This window comes from Hymenobacter segetis (genome assembly GCF_054776495.1).
Genome location: NZ_BAAHBV010000001.1, coordinates 824557 through 843289, shown reverse-complemented (window position 1 = coordinate 843289; position 18733 = coordinate 824557). Strand labels below are relative to the sequence as shown.

Annotated in this window: 16 protein-coding genes; 13 read left to right on the top strand and 3 right to left on the bottom strand. The window is 57.3% G+C overall.

The features are described from left to right. The first annotated feature begins 26 nt into the window (after positions 1-26). From ACYU70_RS03665 to trmB, 4 genes are all read left to right on the top strand, one after another. Entirely contained in the window at positions 27-446 is a 420-nt protein-coding gene (locus ACYU70_RS03665) for an ExbD/TolR family protein (RefSeq protein ID WP_342299853.1), read from the top strand. Between the two features lie 33 nt (positions 447-479). Further along, positions 480-1364: a hypothetical protein gene (locus ACYU70_RS03660; protein WP_342299851.1), complete on the top strand. Its 885-nt coding sequence runs from the start codon at positions 480-482 to the stop codon at positions 1362-1364. A 114-nt stretch (positions 1365-1478) separates the two neighbouring features. After that, entirely contained in the window at positions 1479-2792 is a 1314-nt protein-coding gene (locus ACYU70_RS03655; RefSeq protein ID WP_342299849.1) for a bifunctional folylpolyglutamate synthase/dihydrofolate synthase, read from the top strand. 42 nt (positions 2793-2834) lie between these two features. Continuing rightward, on the top strand, positions 2835-3500 hold the full coding sequence (gene trmB, locus ACYU70_RS03650) for a tRNA (guanosine(46)-N7)-methyltransferase TrmB (protein ID WP_342299847.1): 666 nt from the start codon (positions 2835-2837) through the stop codon (positions 3498-3500). 91 nt (positions 3501-3591) lie between these two features. On the opposite strand, the gene ACYU70_RS03645 is transcribed toward trmB, so the two are convergent. Continuing rightward, positions 3592-4188 carry a hypothetical protein gene (locus ACYU70_RS03645; RefSeq protein WP_342299845.1) on the bottom strand — a complete coding sequence of 199 codons (597 nt, stop codon included), beginning with the start codon at positions 4186-4188 and terminating at the stop codon, positions 3592-3594. Between the two features lie 143 nt (positions 4189-4331). Here ACYU70_RS03645 and rpe point away from each other — a divergent pair, with 143 nt between their 5' ends. From rpe to hisIE, 9 genes are all read left to right on the top strand, one after another. Beyond that, a complete protein-coding gene (rpe, locus tag ACYU70_RS03640; protein ID WP_342299844.1) occupies positions 4332-5045 on the top strand; it encodes a ribulose-phosphate 3-epimerase in 714 nt (237 codons plus the stop codon). Between the two features lie 72 nt (positions 5046-5117). Then, entirely contained in the window at positions 5118-7688 is a 2571-nt protein-coding gene (locus ACYU70_RS03635) for a TonB-dependent receptor (RefSeq protein WP_342299842.1), read from the top strand. Between the two features lie 446 nt (positions 7689-8134). Then, on the top strand, positions 8135-8986 hold the full coding sequence (hisG, locus tag ACYU70_RS03630; protein ID WP_342299840.1) for an ATP phosphoribosyltransferase: 852 nt from the start codon (positions 8135-8137) through the stop codon (positions 8984-8986). Between the two features lie 11 nt (positions 8987-8997). Next, positions 8998-11403 (top strand): histidinol dehydrogenase, encoded by a 2406-nt coding sequence (gene hisD / locus ACYU70_RS03625; protein WP_342299838.1) that lies wholly within the window; start codon positions 8998-9000, stop codon positions 11401-11403. 50 nt (positions 11404-11453) lie between these two features. After that, positions 11454-12560 carry a bifunctional histidinol-phosphatase/imidazoleglycerol-phosphate dehydratase HisB gene (gene hisB, locus ACYU70_RS03620; protein WP_342299836.1) on the top strand — a complete coding sequence of 369 codons (1107 nt, stop codon included), beginning with the start codon at positions 11454-11456 and terminating at the stop codon, positions 12558-12560. 87 nt (positions 12561-12647) lie between these two features. Further along, positions 12648-13235, top strand: a complete 588-nt coding sequence (gene hisH / locus ACYU70_RS03615; RefSeq protein WP_342299834.1) for an imidazole glycerol phosphate synthase subunit HisH — start codon at positions 12648-12650, stop codon at positions 13233-13235. A gap of 32 nt (positions 13236-13267) precedes the next feature. Beyond that, positions 13268-13984 (top strand): 1-(5-phosphoribosyl)-5-[(5-phosphoribosylamino)methylideneamino]imidazole-4-carboxamide isomerase, encoded by a 717-nt coding sequence (locus ACYU70_RS03610; protein ID WP_342299833.1) that lies wholly within the window; start codon positions 13268-13270, stop codon positions 13982-13984. Positions 13985-14023: 39 nt separating this feature from the next. Then, on the top strand, positions 14024-14779 hold the full coding sequence (hisF, locus tag ACYU70_RS03605) for an imidazole glycerol phosphate synthase subunit HisF (protein ID WP_342299831.1): 756 nt from the start codon (positions 14024-14026) through the stop codon (positions 14777-14779). Between the two features lie 27 nt (positions 14780-14806). After that, positions 14807-15475 (top strand): bifunctional phosphoribosyl-AMP cyclohydrolase/phosphoribosyl-ATP diphosphatase HisIE, encoded by a 669-nt coding sequence (hisIE, locus tag ACYU70_RS03600; protein ID WP_342299830.1) that lies wholly within the window; start codon positions 14807-14809, stop codon positions 15473-15475. Positions 15476-15524: 49 nt separating this feature from the next. Here the strand turns inward: hisIE and ACYU70_RS03595 are convergent, their stop codons facing one another. Both ACYU70_RS03595 and ACYU70_RS03590 read right to left on the bottom strand, forming a co-directional pair. Then, complete coding sequence (locus ACYU70_RS03595) at positions 15525-16571, bottom strand: hypothetical protein (protein WP_342299828.1); 1047 nt, start codon at positions 16569-16571, stop codon at positions 15525-15527. Between the two features lie 912 nt (positions 16572-17483). Continuing rightward, complete coding sequence (locus tag ACYU70_RS03590; protein WP_342299826.1) at positions 17484-18641, bottom strand: tetratricopeptide repeat protein; 1158 nt, start codon at positions 18639-18641, stop codon at positions 17484-17486. Positions 18642-18733 lie beyond the last annotated feature (92 nt).

Genomic DNA, 18733 nt, shown 5'->3' with positions numbered 1-18733 from the left:
ACTCTTAACTCATAACTCAAATAGTTATGAATCTTTCCCGCCGTCACCGTCTCACGTCGCACGTCGAAACCGGGGCCATGAATGACATCATGTTCTTCCTGATGTTGTTCTTTCTGATTGCCTCAACGCTGGTTAACCCCAACGTAATTAAGCTGTTGCTGCCGAATGCTAAATCCAGCAAGCAGGTGATGAAGCAGCCCATCACCATTTCGGTGGATGCGGCCGGGCAGTATTTTGTGAACAAAAAGCCCGTCGCGCCCGGCAATGTGGAGCCCGAGCTGGTGGCTTTGGTCGGCAATGCCCCAACCACCGAGCAGCCTACCGTCGTGCTGCGCGTCGATGCCTCATTGAACGTTCAGAAGCTGGTTGACATTTTAGAGATTGGCAACCGGCTCAAGCTGAAAATGGTGATGGCCACCCAGGCCCAGCAGGCGGCCGGTAAATAATCCGTTTTTAGCTGGTAAAGCGCACACTGCATCATGGCTATCGACTATCAAGAACCGCACCGCCGCGAAGGCCTGATTGGCACCCTGGTAGTACATGGGGTGCTGTTGCTGCTGTTCATTTTCTCCGTTTTCAAAGGCCCGAACCCGCCACTGGCCCCCTTGGGGGGCGGCGATGGCGTGGAACTGAACTACGGCCTCGACGAGGCGGGCTCGGGCAATGTGCAGAGCATGGCTACGGCCAATAACTCGCCCACCCGCGAAGACAGCCGCCCGCCCCAGGCCAGCCCCGACCCGCAGCCACGCCCCGTAGCTGTGGCCACGCCCGACCCCACGCCGCCCTCGCAGGAGAAGATAATCACCAGCGAGGCTGAAGAAAGCCCCGTATCGGCCGCACCGGTTGAAACGCCCGCGCCACCCAAAGAGGAAGTAAAAGCTGCCCCGAAAGTGCCTCGCAAAGTAGCCGTGACCTTCGCTCCCAAAGGCAGCGCTACCGGCGGCGGCAATGGCGTAAATGGCACCAGCAATGCCCCCACGGGCAACAATAACGGCGACCATCCGGGCACCGTGGGCGACCAGGGCGACCCGAATGGTACGCTCGATGCTACCGCGCTTTACGGGGCTCCCGGCCGGGGTGGTAGTGGCAGCAGCCCGGGCAGCGGCGGCCTCGAAATGAGCGGCTGGCGCTTCGAGAGCAAGCCGGTCGTTGAATCGGTGGATGACAACTCGGGCGTCATTCGCTTCAAAATCAAGATTACGGCGGATGGCGAAGTGGAGTCAGTGACCAAGGTGTCGGGCAACGTATCGCCCGCGCAGGAAAAGCTGTGCCGCGACAAACTTCTCGATACCAATTTTATCAAAACCAATTCGGCCCCCGGGGGCGCAACGGGTTTTTATACGTTTAAATTTTCGGTTAAATAGCCTTTCTGAAAGCCGATACAAGCCCCGTCGTCTGTTAGCAGACGGCGGGGCTTTTTTGTGGGCATAAGCCCGGAATGCCGTTAATTTGTGCTTTCTCCTCGTTTTCACTACCCTGTGACTTATCAAGAAACCCTTACTTATCTCTACGAGCAACTGCCCATGTTTCAGCGGGTGGGCGCGGCTGGCTTCAAAAAAGGCCTCGGCAATACCCTGGCCTTAGCTGAAGCGCTGGGGCATCCGGAGCGGAAGTTCCGGAGTGTGCACGTGGCCGGCACTAATGGCAAAGGCAGCAGTTCGCACCTGCTGGCGGCGGTGCTTCAGGCCGCCGGCTATAAGGTGGGCCTGTACACTTCGCCCCACCTGCGCGAGTTCACGGAGCGGATTCGGGTGAATGGGCAGGAGCTGACTCCAGCGTATCTGGTGGAGTGGGTGGCCCGCTGGCGGCCACTATTCGAAGAAATCAAGCCGTCGTTCTTCGAGATGTGCGTGGCGCTGGCGTTCGACTACTTCGCGCAGCAGCGAGTAGACATTGCCATTGTGGAAGTTGGCCTGGGCGGGCGGTTCGATTCGACGAACATCATCACGCCGCTGGTGTCGCTCATCACCAACATCAGCTTCGACCACCAGGCGCTGCTGGGCAATACACTGCCCGAAATTGCGGGCGAGAAAGCCGGCATCGTAAAGCCCGGCGTGCCGGTAGTGGTAAGCCAGACCCAGCCCGAAGTAGCGCAGGTATTCCGGAACGAAGCCGCCGCGAAGCTCGCGCACCTCGTTTTTGCCGACCAAATATATCAGGCAACGTTTGCTGCCGAGCCTTCGCTTGAAACTGGCCTGCGCCCATTGAAAATCAGCCAGCATGGCCGCCCTTACCTGCCCGATGCCGAACTGGGTCTGCCCGGCGACTACCAGCAGTTCAACCTACCCGGCGTGCTGGCCACTCTGGATGAGCTACGGGCCTTGGGATTCCGCATCACGGAAGCGGCCGTGCGCACCGGCCTGCGCCAGGTAACGGCGCTTACGGGTTTGCGCGGGCGCTGGAGCATCATCGGTCGCCAGCCATTGGTGGTTTGTGATACGGGGCATAACGCAGCCGGCTTGAAAGCAGTAGTCACTCAATTACAACGGCTTCCGCATGAGCGTTTACATTTGGTAATCGGCACGGTGAACGATAAGGACGTGGCTTCCATGCTGGCTTTATTGCCAAAGGAGGGTATTTATTATTTCTGCGCGGCTACTATTCCCCGGGCCTTGCCTGCTGGCGAGTTGGCTGAGCAAGGAGCATTGCTAGGCCTGCATGGGCAGGCCTACGGCTCGGTAGCGGCGGCGGTAGCGGCAGCCCGAGCCGCCGCCGGCCCGGCCGATGTAGTTTTCATTGGCGGCAGCACCTTCGTGGTAGCCGAGGTGGAGGAACTATACGCCACCGCCTAATCGGTCTGCTTTACCTTTGTACCACAACACATACCTACTGATTTGCCCCGAGTTAAGCTTCAGCGTTTTACCGATAACGCCTCCCGTCCCGACATCATTGAGCCGGGTAAGCCCGAATACGAACAGCTGGGTGGCCGCTGGCGTACCGATTTCTTCCGCGAGCCCCATTCGCTGACCCTGGAAGTGGGCTGTGGAAAGGGCGAATATACCGTAGGCCTGGCCCAGCGCCATCCCAGCCGCAATTTTCTGGGACTCGACATCAAAGGCGAGCGCATCTGGCGGGGCAGCACCCGCGCCGCCGAAATGGGCCTGACCAACGTCGGCTTTGTGCGGATGCGGGCTGAGGCTTTGGCCGCGCAGTTCGGCCCCGGCGAACTGGATGAAATCTGGATAACCTTTCCCGACCCGCGGCCCCGCGACCGCGATATCAAGCGCCGGCTGACTTCGCCACGCTTCTTGGGGCTCTATGAACAATTGTTAACCTCGGGCGGCCTGCTGCACTTGAAGACTGATAATGAGGGTCTTTTTGAATACACGCTCGAAACATTGGCGGCCCGTCCCGGCACTACCGTTGAGCGGTTTACGTGGGATTTGTACGCGGAAACGGCTCCGGAATTCACCGAAGCGCAGGCTATTCAGACCAATTTTGAAGGAAAGTACCGTGCCATTGGGGTGCCCATCAAATACGTGCAGTTTCGGCTGACATAAACTAGCCCGGCTTAGCGTCAAACGAAACGCCCCCGCAGAAACCATTATGGAATGGTACTGCGGGGGCGTTTCGCTTAGAAACGGGGCCAATTTATTCAGTTTCCAGTGCCTCAAATACGGCCTCCAACTGGTCGAAATCGCGCAGCCCGGGCTTCACTTCGTCGCCCGAGGGGAACACGAGGCCGGCTAATGGGAGGGAAGTGGCTAGGGCGCGGGCGCGGTCTGGTTGCAGACCTGGGCCGAGCCACAGCGGATTTTGTGAGCTGAGATGTTGCAGCGCGGCGAGTGTTTCCGGCGTTTCGGCCGCGGGTAATTCCAGTAAAAAACCAACGGGCGAAGCGGGCAGGGGCTTAGCCAAGGCCGTAGAATTTGCTGCTAATTCTATATACACCGGCGGAGCGATTTCGGCTAATTCCTCGTCGGTTCGTGGGGTACGTAGCAGCACGGCATCCAGGCTGCATTCGGCGGATATTGCGTTAATTTCATGGGCGCTGAGATGGTCGAACTCACCTATCAGTTCAACTCCGGCAATCCAGCCGGCCAGCTCTTTTACGCTCTTGGTGTCGAGGTGCCCGGGCAGGCTGGGGTCGAGAATAAAGGTCAGTTTATCGGCACCCATGCCGGCGCAGTAGCGGGCATCGGAAAGGTTGTTGATGCCGCGAATAAGGAGGGGGACGAGGTGAGGCACGGAGAAACGAGGAGGTGAAAAGAAGCCACCCGGCAAGCACTGCGCGGGGAACGGAAGCAGGCGTGGTGGCCCGCCACAAAAGTAGCGCCGAAGTGGGCGCCTGCCCGTATTTAAGGAGCGCACGGTTGTGTATCTTCGTGCCCATGAATGCATCCCGCCGCACGCCCTTGCTGGCTCCATCGTTTCTGGCCGCCGACCTGGCCAACCTGCAAGCCGAAACCGAGCGTCTCGCGACCAGTGCCGCCGACTGGCTGCACTTTGATGTGATGGACGGCCGGTTTGTGCCCAATATTTCGTTTGGTCTGCCCGTGCTGCAAGCCGTGGCCCGCTACGCTAAACAACCAATTGACGTGCACCTCATGATTGAGGAGCCGCATCACTATCTGGCCGCTTTCCGCGACGCGGGGGCCAGCAGCATCACGGTGCATTACGAAGCCTGCCTGCACCTGCACCGCGTGGTGCAGCAAATCAAGCAGCTGGGCTGCCGGGCCGGCGTAGCTCTGAACCCGGCCACGCCGGTGTCATTGCTCGAAGACATTGCCGCCGACCTCGACGTGGTGCTGGTGATGTCGGTGAACCCGGGCTTCGGCGGGCAGGCCTTCATACCGAATACGCTGAAAAAAGTGGCCATGCTGAAAGAGCTGCTGCTTGATACCGGCTCGGATGCGCTGATTGAAGTGGATGGCGGCGTGAACATGGACAACGCCGGCCCGCTGGTGGAAGCCGGGGCTGATGTGCTGGTGGCAGGCAATTTCGTGTTCAGCGCGCCCGAGGGGCCGGTGGCCACGCTGGCCAGGCTGCGCGACCACCTGACCGGCCTGGAAATGGACGCGGTAGCCGCCGGCCGCCGGCAATAGTTGGGCGACCTGCTCGTTTTAGCCCCGTGAAACAACCCTCTACGCCGCCCAACCCAAACCACGTTGCCGTCAGTGCCAGTTATTAGGAAAGTTGAGTGCCGCCTGGCGTTGCTGGGCAGCCTGGCCCTGGGGCCGTTGTTGGTAACTACGGTTCAGGCGCAGGTCACCAGTCCGGAACAAACCACGCCGGGCACGCTGGTGACCCTCACGGGCACGCTGCGCGATGCCAGCGGGCAGCCGCTGGAGCTGGCGGCGGTGGGAGTGGAGGGCCAGCCCGGCGGCACCAATACCAATGCCGATGGCACGTTTTCGCTGCCCGTCCGGGTGCCGGCGGCGGGCCAGAATGTGGTGCTGGTGGTGCGCCGCCTGGGCTTTATCACGCTGCGGCAGCCGCTCCGGCTGCCTGCTGATGCTGACAAGCCCTTTCGCTTGACCATGCGCCTTGATACCAAGGCGTTGAGTAACGTGCGCGTGACCGGCCGTTCCAACCAAGCCGATACCCGTGAGCAGGTCAGCATCACGCGCATCGACCCGCGCTCGGCTAAGGAGCTCCCTTCGCCGTTTGGCGATTTCAACGCCATTCTGAAGACGCTGCCCGGCGTGGTGTCGAATAATGAGTTGAGCAGCACCTACAATGTGCGCGGCGGCAACTACGATGAGAACCTGGTGTACGTCAATGGTTTCGAGATTTACCGGCCGTTTCTCGTTACCTCAGCCCAGCAGGAAGGACTGAGCTTCATCAACCCCGATTTGGTGAAGCAGGTAGAGTTCAGCAGCGGCGGCTGGCAGCCGAAGTATGGCGACAAGCTGGCCTCGGTGCTGAGCGTGGATTACAAGACGCCGGAGAAGTTTGCGGCCTCGCTTACGGCCAGCTTGGTGGGCGGCGCGGCCCACGCCGAAGCCCGCTCGGCCAATGGCCGCGTCAGCTACCTGGCCGGGGTGCGCTACAAAAATGCGCAGTACGTGCTGAGTTCGCTGAAACAAGCGCAGGGCGGCTACAACCCGACTTTCTACGACGCGCAAGCCTTCGTGAACATCGGCCTGGGCAAGAAGGATGACATGCAGCGCACCACGCTGGGCCTGCTCGGCGTGGTGGCCCACAACGACTACCGTTTCTCGCCCGAAACTGGCCAAGCCACGTTCTCGACCGGGACCAACCAGTTCACCCGCGTGTTCATCGCTTACGATGGCCGCGAGCGGATGCAGTTCGATACCTACCAAACCGGCCTGAACCTGAAGCACGACTTCTCCTCGAAGCTGCAAATGGAGCTTCTGGGCTCGGCCCTGGTTTCGCGCGAGTTTGAGTACCGCGACGTGGAAGCGGCTTACACCTTCGCCGAAATCAACCGCGACCCTAATTCGCCCGATTTCAACCAAGCCGTGCGCCAACGCGACATCGGCTCACAGTTCAAGCACTCGCGCAACAATCTCACAGCTCGGATTTTCACGGCCGAAACCCGGGGCCGCTGGACGCCCGCCGCCAACCACACCGTGCGCTGGGGCGCTAAAATCGGCCGCGAAAAAATTACTGACAAGCTCGACGAGTATAGCTTCGCCGACTCAGCCGATTTCGTGCCCGATGCCCGCCGCACCCGTCTGATATCGGACTTGAGCCTGGAAAGCACCCGCACCCAGGGCTTCGTGCAGGACACCTGGAACCTCGATTCGCTGACCACGCTCACCTACGGGGCGCGGGCGCACTATTGGACTACCAACGGCCAGTTGGTTATCAGCCCCCGGGTGCAGTTCTCGCAAATCAGCCGCTCACACCCCAACCGCTCGTTCAAGGCGGCGGTGGGCGTGTACTACCAGCCGCCGTTCTACCGCGAGCTGCGCAACCAGGCCGGCGACCGCACCGACCCCACCCAGCCCCTCATCCAAACCGCTAACCTGAACGTGGAGCTGCGCGCCCAGAAATCCTACCATTTCATCGTGGGCAAGGAAATCAGCTTCCAGCAGTACGGCCGGCCGTTCAAGTTCTCGGCCGAAGCCTACTATAAGTACCTCACCGACGTGGTACCCTACGACGTGGACAACGTGCGTCTGCGCTACTTTGCTAAGAACAATGCCCGCGCCTACGCCGCCGGCTTCGATTCCCGCATCAGCGGCGAATTTGTGAAGGGGGCCGAATCTTGGTTCAGCCTCGGCGTACTCACGACCCGCGAAAATGTGGATGGCGACTCGATGAACGTAGTCGATGCCAATGGCAAGGTGACCGGCCGTGAGCCCAAGGGCTACATCCGCCGTCCGCAGGACCAGCGTCTGAACGTGGGCATTTTCTTTCAGGACCACCTCCCGAATAATCCATCGGTGCGCGGCTATGTCAACTTTGTATTCGGCACCGGCCTGCCGTTCAGCCCGCCCAACCTGCCCGACCGGCGCGGTACCGCCGACCTCACCCGCAGCTACAACCGTGTCGATTTGGGCTTCTCCAAAGTAGTTGGCCTGAAAAATAACAACGCGCCCAAAGCCCATTTCTACAGCTTCGAAAGCCTCTGGCTGGGCCTGGAAATACTCAACGTATTTGGCGCTAACAACGTGGCCGGCTATAGCTATTTGCAGGACGTGAATGGGGTGACGTATTCCGTGCCTAACTACCTCTCGCAGCGCATAATTAATCTGCGGATGATTGCGCGCTTTTAGCGCCGTTTCAGGTGTAGCGTGGACTTTGTAGTCCGCAGCCCTGAGTCAGGCAGGCCGGACCACAGGAGTGAGGGCGCGGACGACAAAGTCCACGCTACACCTGAAACCTTTACCCGGACTTGCCCGTTTGGCTTTCCGAATTACCTTTGCAGCCGCAATGACCGCCTTCGCCTTTTCGTTTTCACTGGTTTCGCTTCCCGCTTCGGCTGGCAGCTGCGCCGTTGTGGGCCACGGTCATCATCACCACCATCTGTGGGAGGCCGGGTTGTGTGCCGGGTGCTAGCTTAGCACCGGTTGCCCGAGTCTCCACCGCCGCGTTCGGGGTGCGTGCCCCGGGCTTCACCATTTCACTTTGCGGGAAATTCAGCCATACGCCGTCTAAATTGCGTTAGGGCTATATCCAATGTGTGCCCCATCGGGGCCGCGCCCGCTAGTTACCCCATTTCATGCTCCGTTTAGCTATTCAAAAGTCCGGCCGTCTGAGCGAGGACTCTCTTGCCCTTATCCGCGAGTGCGGCATCAATTTCCTGAGCACGTCCTACAAGCTCAAAACGGAAGCCACCAATTTCCCGCTCGAAATCCTGTTTCTGCGCGACGATGACATCCCCGGTTACGTGAAGGACGGCGTGGCCGACCTCGGCATCGTGGGCCAGAACGTGCTAGTGGAAGCCGGCTATCCCAACCTCGAAGTCGAAACCCTTGGTTTCAGCAAGTGCCGCCTGAGCCTGGCCGTGCCCCGCGCCGATGCTTATCCGTCCATCGAAGCGCTGCAGGGCAAGAACATCGCTACCTCGTACCCCAATATCCTCGGCCGCTACCTGGCCGAGCACGGCGTGCAGGCCAACCTGCACACCATTAGCGGCTCGGTTGAAATCGCGCCCAGCATTGGCCTAGCTGAGGCTATTTGCGACATCGTGAGCAGCGGCTCGACCTTGCTCGGCAACGGCCTGCGCGAAGTTGAAACCGTCTTCCGTTCCGAGGCCGTGCTCATTGCCCAGCCCAACCTCACCGCCGAGCAAAAGGACCTGCTGGAGCAACTCCAGTTCCGGATGCAGGCCGTGCGTCGTGCTAAGCGCAGCAAATACATTCTGTTGAATGCTCCCGTGTCGGCCCTGGAGGAAGTGCGCCGCCTGCTGCCGGGCATCAAGTCGCCCACCGTCACGCCGCTGGCCGAGGCCGGCTGGGTTTCGGTGCAGTCGGTGGTGCAGGAGGATGAGTTCTGGCACATCACCAGCCAGCTTAAAGCCGTGGGTGCGGAGGGCATTCTCGTGCTGCCCATCGAAAAGATGATTGCCTAGCCCGGTTCGCCATGCAGCTCTATTCCTATCCCGACCCCAGCACTTGGCCCGCGCTCCAGCAGCGCCCTGCCGCCGCCGAAGCGCCCCAGGTAGCCGCCCGCGTCCGGGCCATCTTTGAGCAGGTTCGCGCCGGTGGCGATGCCGCGCTGTTGACGTTAGCCGCCGAATTAGATAAAGCCACGCTGGCCAGCCTGCTGATTTCCGAAGCTGAATTTGCCGCAGCTGCCACCCTGGTTCCGGCCGATTTACAGGCCGCCATCCGCCAGGCCAAAACCAACATTGAAGCCTTCCACGCCGCCCAGCGTGAGCCCGAATTGCGGGTTGAAACCATGCCGGGCGTGGTGTGCTCGCGCCGGGCGGTGCCGGTGCAACGCGTAGGTTTATACGTGCCCGGCGGCTCAGCCCCTTTGTTCAGCACGCTGCTGATGCTGGGCGTGCCGGCCCGGCTGGCCGGCTGCCCGGAGGTAGTGGTGTGCACCCCGCCGCAAGCCGACGGCTCGGTGAGCCCGGTCATCCTATTCGTAGCGCAGCTGTTGGGAATCGATAAAGTAGTGAAAGCCGGCGGGGCGCAAGCCGTGGCGGCGCTGGCGCTGGGCACGGCCACCGTGCCCGCCGTGGATAAAATCTTCGGTCCCGGCAACCGTTACGTCACCGCCGCCAAGCAACTGGCCGCCGCCGAATTCGGAGTGGCCATCGATATGCCCGCCGGCCCTTCGGAGGTGTTAATCATTGCCGATGCCAGTGCCAACCCAGCTTTTGTCGCTGCCGATTTATTGTCGCAGGCCGAGCACGGCCCCGATTCGCAAGTGGTGGTGCTGAGTGATTCCAGCGCGGTACTAGAGCAGGTGCAGGCCGAAGTAGCCCGCCAGCTGGCCCTGCTGCCCCGGCGCGACGTGGCCGCGCAGGCGCTGGAAAGCAGCCGCGCCATTCTGCTGCCGGATGCTAACAGCATGCTGGAGTTCTCCAACCAGTACGCCCCGGAACACCTCATCCTGGCCACCGACAACGCGGATGCTCTCGCCGCCCAGGTCACCAATGCCGGCTCCGTATTCTTGGGCCACCTCACACCGGAAGCTGTGGGTGACTACGCCTCCGGCACCAACCACACGCTGCCCACCAGTGGCTATGCCCGCCAGTATAGCGGCGTGTCGCTCGATTCATTCGTCAAAAAAATCACCTTCCAGCGCCTGTCGGCTCAGGGCCTACAAGTCATCGGCCCGGTAGTGGAAACCATGGCCGAAGCCGAAGGCCTGGCCGCGCACGCCCGCGCCGTCACCCTGCGACTGGCTGCGCTGAATTCTAGTGCTTCCCCGGCTGCTGCCGTTACGCTGGCGAATCCCTACGCCGGCCTCATCCGCCCCAGCGTGGAGCGGATGCAGCCATATTCCTCGGCCCGCGACGAATTTGAGGGCATGGCCCCGGTCATGCTCGATGCCAATGAGAACAGCCTGGGTTCCGTCGGCCCGGATGATTTCAGCCGCTACCCCGACCCGCACCAGCGTGCCATCAAGGCCGATTTGGCCCGCCTCAAAGGCGTAGCGCCGAACCAGATTTTCCTTGGCAACGGTTCCGACGAGGCCATCGACCTGCTCGTGCGCCTCACCTGCACGCCGGGCCAGGACAGCATCGTAATCTGCCCGCCCACCTACGGCATGTACGAGGTGGCCGCCAATCTCAACGATGTGCGCGTGGAACGTCTGCCGCTGAACGCCGATTTCCAGCTGCCCCCCGATGCCGCCGAAAAACTAGCCGCTTCCAACGCCAAGTTGGTTTTCCTGTGCTCGCCGAATAACCCTACCGGCAATCTGCTGGCGCAGGAGGCCATCGAAACCATCCTGCGCAACTTCCGGGGCCTGGTCGTCGTCGATGAAGCCTACGCCGACTTTGCCGATGCGCCCAGTTGGATTACGCGCCTGGCCGAATTCCCGCGCCTGGTAGTAATGCAGACTTTCTCCAAAGCCTGGGGCCTGGCCGGCTTGCGGCTGGGTGTGGCGTATGCATCGGCTCAGCTCATTGCTTACCTCGACAAAATCAAGCCGCCGTATAATATCTCGGCCGCTACCCAGCAGCATGCGCTGGCCGCCCTGGCTGCCGCGCCACAGTTGCCCGAAATGCGCGCAGAATTGCTGGACGGCCGTCGTTGGCTCGTTGAAAAGCTGGCGCAGTTGGCCATCGTGGAGCATATTTTTCCCTCCGATGCAAACTTTCTGTTGGTGCGCTTCACCGTCGATGCTACTGGCGTGTATGACCAGCTCCGCAGTCGGGGCATTGTTGTGCGCAACCGCACCACCCAGCCCGGCTGCGCCGGCTGCCTTCGCCTCACGGTTGGTACTGCGGAAGAAAACGTACAGCTTGTGCAGGCCCTTACTGAAATCGGGGCCGAACAATCTTCGGTTGCCGCGTCCCACATCCAATAAATTACCGGGCCAGTCCCTGTTTTCTCGTACCTCGTTAAATCCCTATTGAGTTGAAAAAGGCGCTTTTCATCGACCGCGACGGCACCATTCTCGTGGAGCCGCAGCCCAGCCAGCAAATCGACGGCCTCACGCCCGATAAGTTCCAGTTCCTACCCGGAGCCATCAGCGCACTGGCCCGCATTGCCCGCGATTTGCCCGAGTACGAACTGGTCTTGGTTTCCAACCAGGACGGGCTGGGCACGGCCAGCTTCCCCGAGGACACCTTCTGGCCGGCCCATCAGCTAATGCGCGATATTCTCGCCAACGAAGGCGTCCATTTCGCCGCTGAGCACGTCGACCGCAGCTTCCCACACGAAGGCCTGCCCACCCGCAAGCCCGGCACGGGCTTACTCCGTCAGTACCTCGACCCCGCCAACGAGTATGACCTGCGCAACTCCTACGTAATCGGCGACCGCCTCACCGATGTCCAGCTCGCGGAAAATCTCGGCAGCCAATCCATTCTGATAGGAGAGGAGCCCGACCCGCGCGCCGCACTCACTACCACCAGCTGGGATGCCATCTACCATTTTCTGCGCTACCCGGCCCGTGTAGCCGTCATCGAGCGCAACACCAACGAAACCCAGATTGCCATCCGCTTAAACCTGGACGGCACCGGCCAAACCGATATTCATACGGGCTTGGGTTTCTTCGACCACATGCTGGAGCAGTTGGGGCGTCACAGTGGAATCGACTTACACATTAGTGTAAAAGGCGATTTGCACATTGATGAACATCACACCGTGGAAGATACGGCCCTAGCTCTCGGTACCGCCTTCTCCCAGGCCTTGGGCGACAAGCGCGGCCTAGCCCGTTACGGTTTCCTGCTGCCCATGGACGAAGCCCTGGCCCAGGCGGCCATCGATTTTTCCGGCCGGCCCTGGTTAGTGTGGGATGCCGAATTCAAGCGTGAGCGGGTAGGGGACTTGCCTACTGAGCTGTTCTTCCACTTCTTTAAGTCCTTTACCGACAATGCGCGGGCAACGCTCAATATTTCCTGCCGAGGCGATAACGAACACCATAAGATTGAAGCCATTTTCAAAGCTGTGGCCAAGGCCATCAAAATGGCTTTGCAACGCGACGAATCAGCGGCTATTCCCAGTACAAAAGGGATTTTGTAATTAGCCGGCAGAAAAGTTTAAGCAATGATTTTATATCCAAATGGTTAATATTTGATATTACCCATTTGGGTTAATTTAGTTCGTGTTATGGAAATTGCAGTGGTAGACTATAAAGGTGGGAATGTGCAATCGGTCCTCTTCGCCCTGGAGCGACTAGGTGCCCAGGCTACCCTGACTGCCGACCCCGAAGTATTGCGACGCGCCGACAAAGTGCTTTTTCCGGGTGAAGGCGAAGCATCATCCGCCATGCAAGCCCTGCGCGAATCAGGACTGGACCTGGTTTTGCCCACTCTGACCCAACCGTTTCTGGGCATTTGCCTGGGAATGCAGCTGCTCGGCACGCACAGTGACGAGAACGATACGCCCATGCTCGGGCTGCTACCTTTTAAGGTCCAGCGCTTCGTTCCTGATGCTGCCCATAAAGTTCCCCACATGGGTTGGAATAACCTCCAGGCCTTGCGCGGGCCCTTGCTGGCAGGCCTTACCGAAGCCGACCACGTCTACTTCGTGCATAGCTATTACGCTGCCGTGGGGCCCTATACTATTGCCCAGGCTGCGCATCCCGGCCCATTTAGCGCGGCGGTGCAGCACGAAAACTTCTACGGCGTGCAGTTTCACACGGAGAAAAGCGGGCCGGTGGGCACACGCATTCTGGCCAATTTCCTGGCGCTATAGTCGTCGACAACTCATCACAAAATCAATACCCAGTGGAAATTATTCCCGCTATCGACCTCATCAATGGCCAATGCGTGCGGCTGAGCGCCGGTGATTTTGCCCGGCAAACCACCTACGATGCCGACCCAGTCGCCGTCGCCCGGCGTTTTGCCGATGCAGGGTTGCGTCGCCTGCACCTGGTTGACCTCGACGGTGCCCGTGCCGGCCAACCCGTTAATCTGGCCGTGTTGGAAGCCATTGCCCGCCAAACCAGCCTCGACATCGATGCCGGTGGGGGCATTCAGACAGAAGCTGCGCTAACACAGGTGCTTGCTGCTGGGGCCTCTCACGCCACCGCCGGTAGCCTGGCCGTGCGTGAGCCTGCTACTGTGAAGGCCTGGCTGGCACAGTACGGGCCCGACACCATTTTTCTGGGAGCTGACTACAAAGACGCGCACATTGTCATCAATGCCTGGGTTGACCAGAGTGCACTGACCCTCAGTGGTTTCATTGCGGACTACCTGGCGTCCGGTGGCACCACCTTTATTTGTACCGACGTGAGCAAAGACGGGCTGCTCCAGGGACCGTCCCTGTCCACCTATCGTTTGCTGGTGCAACAGTTCCCCGCGGCCAGGTTTATAGCCAGCGGGGGCGTAACCACCATTGCCGACCTTGAGCTGCTGGCGGAAGCTGGTATGCACGGTGCCATCATCGGCAAGGCGCTTTACGAAGGCACTATTGCCTTGGCCGATTTGCAGCGATTCCTGTAGTAAATTCAGATGCCCGGCATCCATTAAACGGCTACCACTGTGGTTAAGAAAAGACTCATTCCCTGCCTGGACGTGCGCGACGGCCGCACCGTGAAGGGCATTCAATTTGAAGGCCTGCGCGATGCCGGCGAACCGGTGGCCCTGGCTGCCCGTTACGCCCAGGAAGGTGCCGACGAGCTGGTTTTTCTCGACATTACCGCCACCAACCAGCGCCGCCAGCCCCTCACGGACTTGGTTCGCGATGTGGCCCGGGTGCTGGATATTCCCTTCACCGTGGGCGGTGGTATCAGCACCGTGGGCGACGTAGAAGCCCTACTGCTCAGCGGAGCCGATAAGGTTTCCATCAACTCGGCCGCGCTGGCCCGGCCGGCTTTCATCTCGGATTTGGCGCGGCGTTTCGGTTCCCAATGTGTGGTGGTCGCCGTCGATGCCCGCCTCGTGCAAGGCGAATGGCAGGTAATGACGCGGGCCGGCACCACGCCCACCGGCCATCAGGCGGTAGATTGGTGCCGCATGGCCGCCGATTCGGGAGCTGGTGAGCTCTTGCTGACCTCGATGAGCCACGACGGTACCAAGTCCGGTTTTGCCCTAGAGCTAACCCGCGCTGTCAGTGATGCCGTATCCGTGCCCGTTATTGCCTCCGGTGGAGCCGGACAACCCTCCGATTTCACGGCCGTTTTTGAAGCTGGTGGGGCCGATGCCGCTCTGGCCGCCAGTATCTTTCACTTCAACGAAACGGCTTTGCCCGCACTCAAGCAGTACCTGCACGCGGCTGGTGTCGCCGTGCGCCTGTAATTATCTGTGTAACGATATTAACCTAATATGTCTGCTGCTTCCACGTCCTCAACTAGCCTTCAATTTGATGCCTCTACCGGTTTGGCCCCGGCAATCATTCAGGACGCTGACACCGGACAGGTGCTGATGCTAGGGTATTTTAATGCTGAGGCCTGGGCCAAAACCCAACAGGAGGGACGGGTTACGTTTTTCTCACGGTCGAAAAACCGCCTTTGGACCAAAGGCGAATCAAGCGGCAATTTCCTCACAGTAGTGAGCACGCATATTGATTGCGATGCGGATACTGTTCTCATTCGGGCACTACCGGCAGGTCCTACCTGTCATCGGGGCACGATTAGCTGCTTTGTACAGGCTGATGAGGTGGTCCCGCCAGCGGCTCCCATCGGTTTTCTGGCCAGTCTTGAGCGCCTTATTGCTGAGCGTCACCGCTTCCCGGAACGCGCACCGACTTCGTACACGGTTTCACTATTCAACAAAGGCATAGCGAAAATTGCCCAGAAGGTGGGTGAGGAGGCCGTAGAGACCGTAATCGATGCAGTTTCCGGTAGTCACGCCACTCTGCCCGGTGAAGTTGCCGATTTACTGTATCATCTTCTGGTGCTCCTGGAAGCCTCTGGTGTTACCACTGCGCAGGTAATCGACGTGCTGCAAGAACGTCACCGTCTGCCCAATACCCGTCATTTGACCGAGCTTTAATTGTCAGGTTTGGTCATTCTGCTGAATCTATGCATTTTTAGACAGATATCTACGCCTTAATCTGCCGCCGGATTTTTTCGAGCAAGGCCATGGCAAGTATTATGTCTTCTTCTTCCGTAATCGAAAGTTCGGTATTAACCCCTGGGCCACTTATTTGGATTTGATAGGCTATTCTGGTGATAAATGAGTTTGTGGGGATTCCTATTGGTGTAGTTTGATTTTCTACTTCGATTTTGCCATTTGTATCAGAAGGAGTTGAGCTAATTGTCGGCGGTGTTGCTAGTGGTTGAGCTTCTTTTCTGGGTTGGTCAGTTGTTAGTGCAGGGTCTGTTGTGAATCCAAATAGGCTGGCAATAGCATCGGTATCTCTTTTGAGTACTTCACTTACCGGTGCTATCGGTTGAGTAGCGGATTTCTGTAACTGCTCTAGTGGCCTGATTGGTTGGTATTCTGACAAGATATCATCTTGTGTTGAACTACTTACAGAGCTTTGCGCCCTTTCGACAGTTTCCGTTGGGTCTATGAATAATGAAGTGGCTGAAAGTTCGTTTTCTGGTCTGAACGTGCTTGCTCTTGGGACTGGGCTAGCCAGTTGCTGTCGTGGAGTCTGTTTTGCCGACAATGAATCAATGTCGGCTATCGTGTTGTGCTCATCTAGCAGCCCCACCATTCGACAGCCATCCACGAATGCCTTTGCAACCCCTTGCGAGTTGATTTCCTCAACACCAAATTCCCGGATTAGCATTACGTCCAGCATCTGAACGGGTAATTCACGTGAGCGGAATTTTCGGCAAATCTGTGTGAACAGGGGGGGAGTCAGGAATGCTTCCCGGTGGAAGGCTAGTTCCTCCTGCTTATCATATGCGTGTTTAATCCGCTTAAATAGCGTGGTAGTTGTTAGTAACTCACGTTTGCTGGTTATGAGTCCAAACTTGACAGCAGAGCCAATAATGGCCTTGAAAGAGCCGCTAACCTTTCTATTAAGTTTTCTTGCTGCGGTCTCTATGGTACATTTTCCGCCAGTGTCGTCGGTTATCTCGGCCAGTTCCCATGCTCCGGTATAACTTGTTCGGGGGTAGTCTATAAGCTTAGGCATTGTCTTGAGGGATTTGTTTTTTCAGATTACAAAAATAGTCTAAAAAAGTAAATAACACAAGGAATTTATATACTTTATTAGACTAATTAATCCGGGTGTATTATATCTGTGGAGTAGTAGGAGTGTCACGACAGTATATAAAATTTAAAGGCATTTGGTGTTTTGTCTAAGTTTCTCGAAGTTTAAAACTCTTAGAAGCATTAGTTTCTTTAAGAGGCAATTGTTTCTTAAGATTCAAAGGGAATAAGTTTTATACCAGGCAAATGTTAACTTATTGCTTATATAATAGGAGAGGGTGGAATATTCTAAGACATGAAATAGTATTATAAAGTATATAAATTTCTACGTTTTTGTACTTTTATTTATCGTATTTTAAAAACTATCCGGCCACACTAATAAACCGATTATTCTAACATGCCCGATAAGCCATTACATTCAAATCCTCTAGTAACTAAAACCTCGAAACAATTTTCAAAACGATATCAAAGACGTAAGTGAAACAGCTAATTACAGGCAAATAAACCAAGTAAAATAAAGGAAATTATAGAGCAAGAGTCTGTGACCAGAGGCGAAGCCTATAAGAATAAGTCTTGCCAATAACCGAAGCATATCATTCACGAGGTTCATCACGAGCTGCAATTGATTACGAGTCGAAAAACATGATACCGAACACTCACCAGACCAACCGAAATAAAGTCCCCGTGTGTAGCACACCAAAAAGGACAAGCAAACCCATTGGTTACCAACTCGTGGATAAATGACCTGTTAAATAAGCTATTGATAGCCGATAGAATATGTCCTATAATTTATATTATGTTAAATTAAGTTTTGAAAATGGGCTCCTATCCCTGATATGCCAACAAAAAAGGGCCCGCATTAGAATGCGGGCCCTTTTTCAATAATCAATCTCCCCTACTTCTTCAAACTCTGCAACTTTGCATTGAGTTTTTCGGAATCAGCAGTACGGCCGAGACGGAAATACACTTTCTGAAGCGAGGCCAACGTATTGCGGTCATCAGGCTGCAATTGAAGTGCTTTCTCAAAATAAGGAACCGAGGCTTCAAAATACTTTTTGCCTTCCGCTTCAAATTTCTTCCCCGAAGCCTGGTACGTTTTCAGGTCCATTTTACTGGCTTTGGTGTACGCATCTGCTGCTTTGTTGTAATTGTATACCCCGAGGTTAAACTGTGCATCGAAGTTATTAGGGTCAAGTTCCACGGCTTTCTTATAGTCCGCTAACGCCAAATCAGTCTTTTTCTGCTGGTCGTACATCGAACCGCGAACCGCGTACAGATTCGAGTTGCTGGGGTCGGCAATGATGGACTTATTGATTTTAGCAAGCGCATCTTCGCCCTTGCCACTGGCAAGCGACATGTTCAAATCCTCCAGCATGAAGGCCTTGTTTGTGGGATATGCCGCCAGAGCCTGCTGCAGTACTTTAGCAGCTTCAGCATTATCGTTTTGCTGCTTAGCCATTTGGAGCAAGCGCGAATACATCGTCACCGACTTATAATTCATGCCCAACAGCTGATTGTAGCTGGCTTTTGCACCGGCATAATCCTGCTTGGCTTCCGAGGCATATGCCGAGTAGAGCACCGCAGTGGTATCCTGGGGCTTAATCTTGGAGGCTAGCTTATAGCTCTCAATGGCTTTGTCGTACTCCTTGGCATTGTAGCTATTCACGGCATCGTTGAATGCACGGCCATAGAGGCCGTCCATTTTAGCGACTGCCTGCTTGCCAAATTCTCCATCCTTGGTGTCGAGCTCAATGGTCTTGTTGTAAGACTCATAAGCTTTTTGAACGCCTTCGCCCGGCTGTAGCTGCTTGCCGTAAATAGGGCTCTCCAGCATACCTTGGTAAATTTCGCCACGAGTGTACCAGGTTTTGGCTTTGCCCATGGTCTTCTCATTCACAATGGCTTTGTCAATGTCCGTGCGGGCTTTGTCCAAAAGGCCGGAGCGCTGGTTGAGAATGGCGTTGGTGACGGCTGAAGTTTGGGCGTAGCCCAGCGAGGGCAACCCACCGGCCAGGGCTACGGCGACGGCAATCGTCAGAAATGTCTTCTTCATGAGTTCGGGAATATGCCGGGATTCAGGGACTTGGCGGAAATCACCTAGTTTGATAATGGCGGGAAAAATGAAAAAAAAGTGAGTTTTGGGGC

Coding starts and splice junctions, on each gene's coding strand:
- hisD (WP_342299838.1), top strand. CDS start 8,998: ATGCAGCTCTATTCCTATCCCGACCCCAGCACTTGGCCCGCGCTCCAG.
- ACYU70_RS03595 (WP_342299828.1), bottom strand. CDS start 16,571: ATGCCTAAGCTTATAGACTACCCCCGAACAAGTTATACCGGAGCATGG.
- ACYU70_RS03590 (WP_342299826.1), bottom strand. CDS start 18,641: ATGAAGAAGACATTTCTGACGATTGCCGTCGCCGTAGCCCTGGCCGGT.
- ACYU70_RS03660 (WP_342299851.1), top strand. CDS start 480: ATGGCTATCGACTATCAAGAACCGCACCGCCGCGAAGGCCTGATTGGC.
- ACYU70_RS03665 (WP_342299853.1), top strand. CDS start 27: ATGAATCTTTCCCGCCGTCACCGTCTCACGTCGCACGTCGAAACCGGG.
- rpe (WP_342299844.1), top strand. CDS start 4,332: ATGAATGCATCCCGCCGCACGCCCTTGCTGGCTCCATCGTTTCTGGCC.
- hisIE (WP_342299830.1), top strand. CDS start 14,807: ATGTCTGCTGCTTCCACGTCCTCAACTAGCCTTCAATTTGATGCCTCT.
- hisH (WP_342299834.1), top strand. CDS start 12,648: ATGGAAATTGCAGTGGTAGACTATAAAGGTGGGAATGTGCAATCGGTC.
- hisG (WP_342299840.1), top strand. CDS start 8,135: ATGCTCCGTTTAGCTATTCAAAAGTCCGGCCGTCTGAGCGAGGACTCT.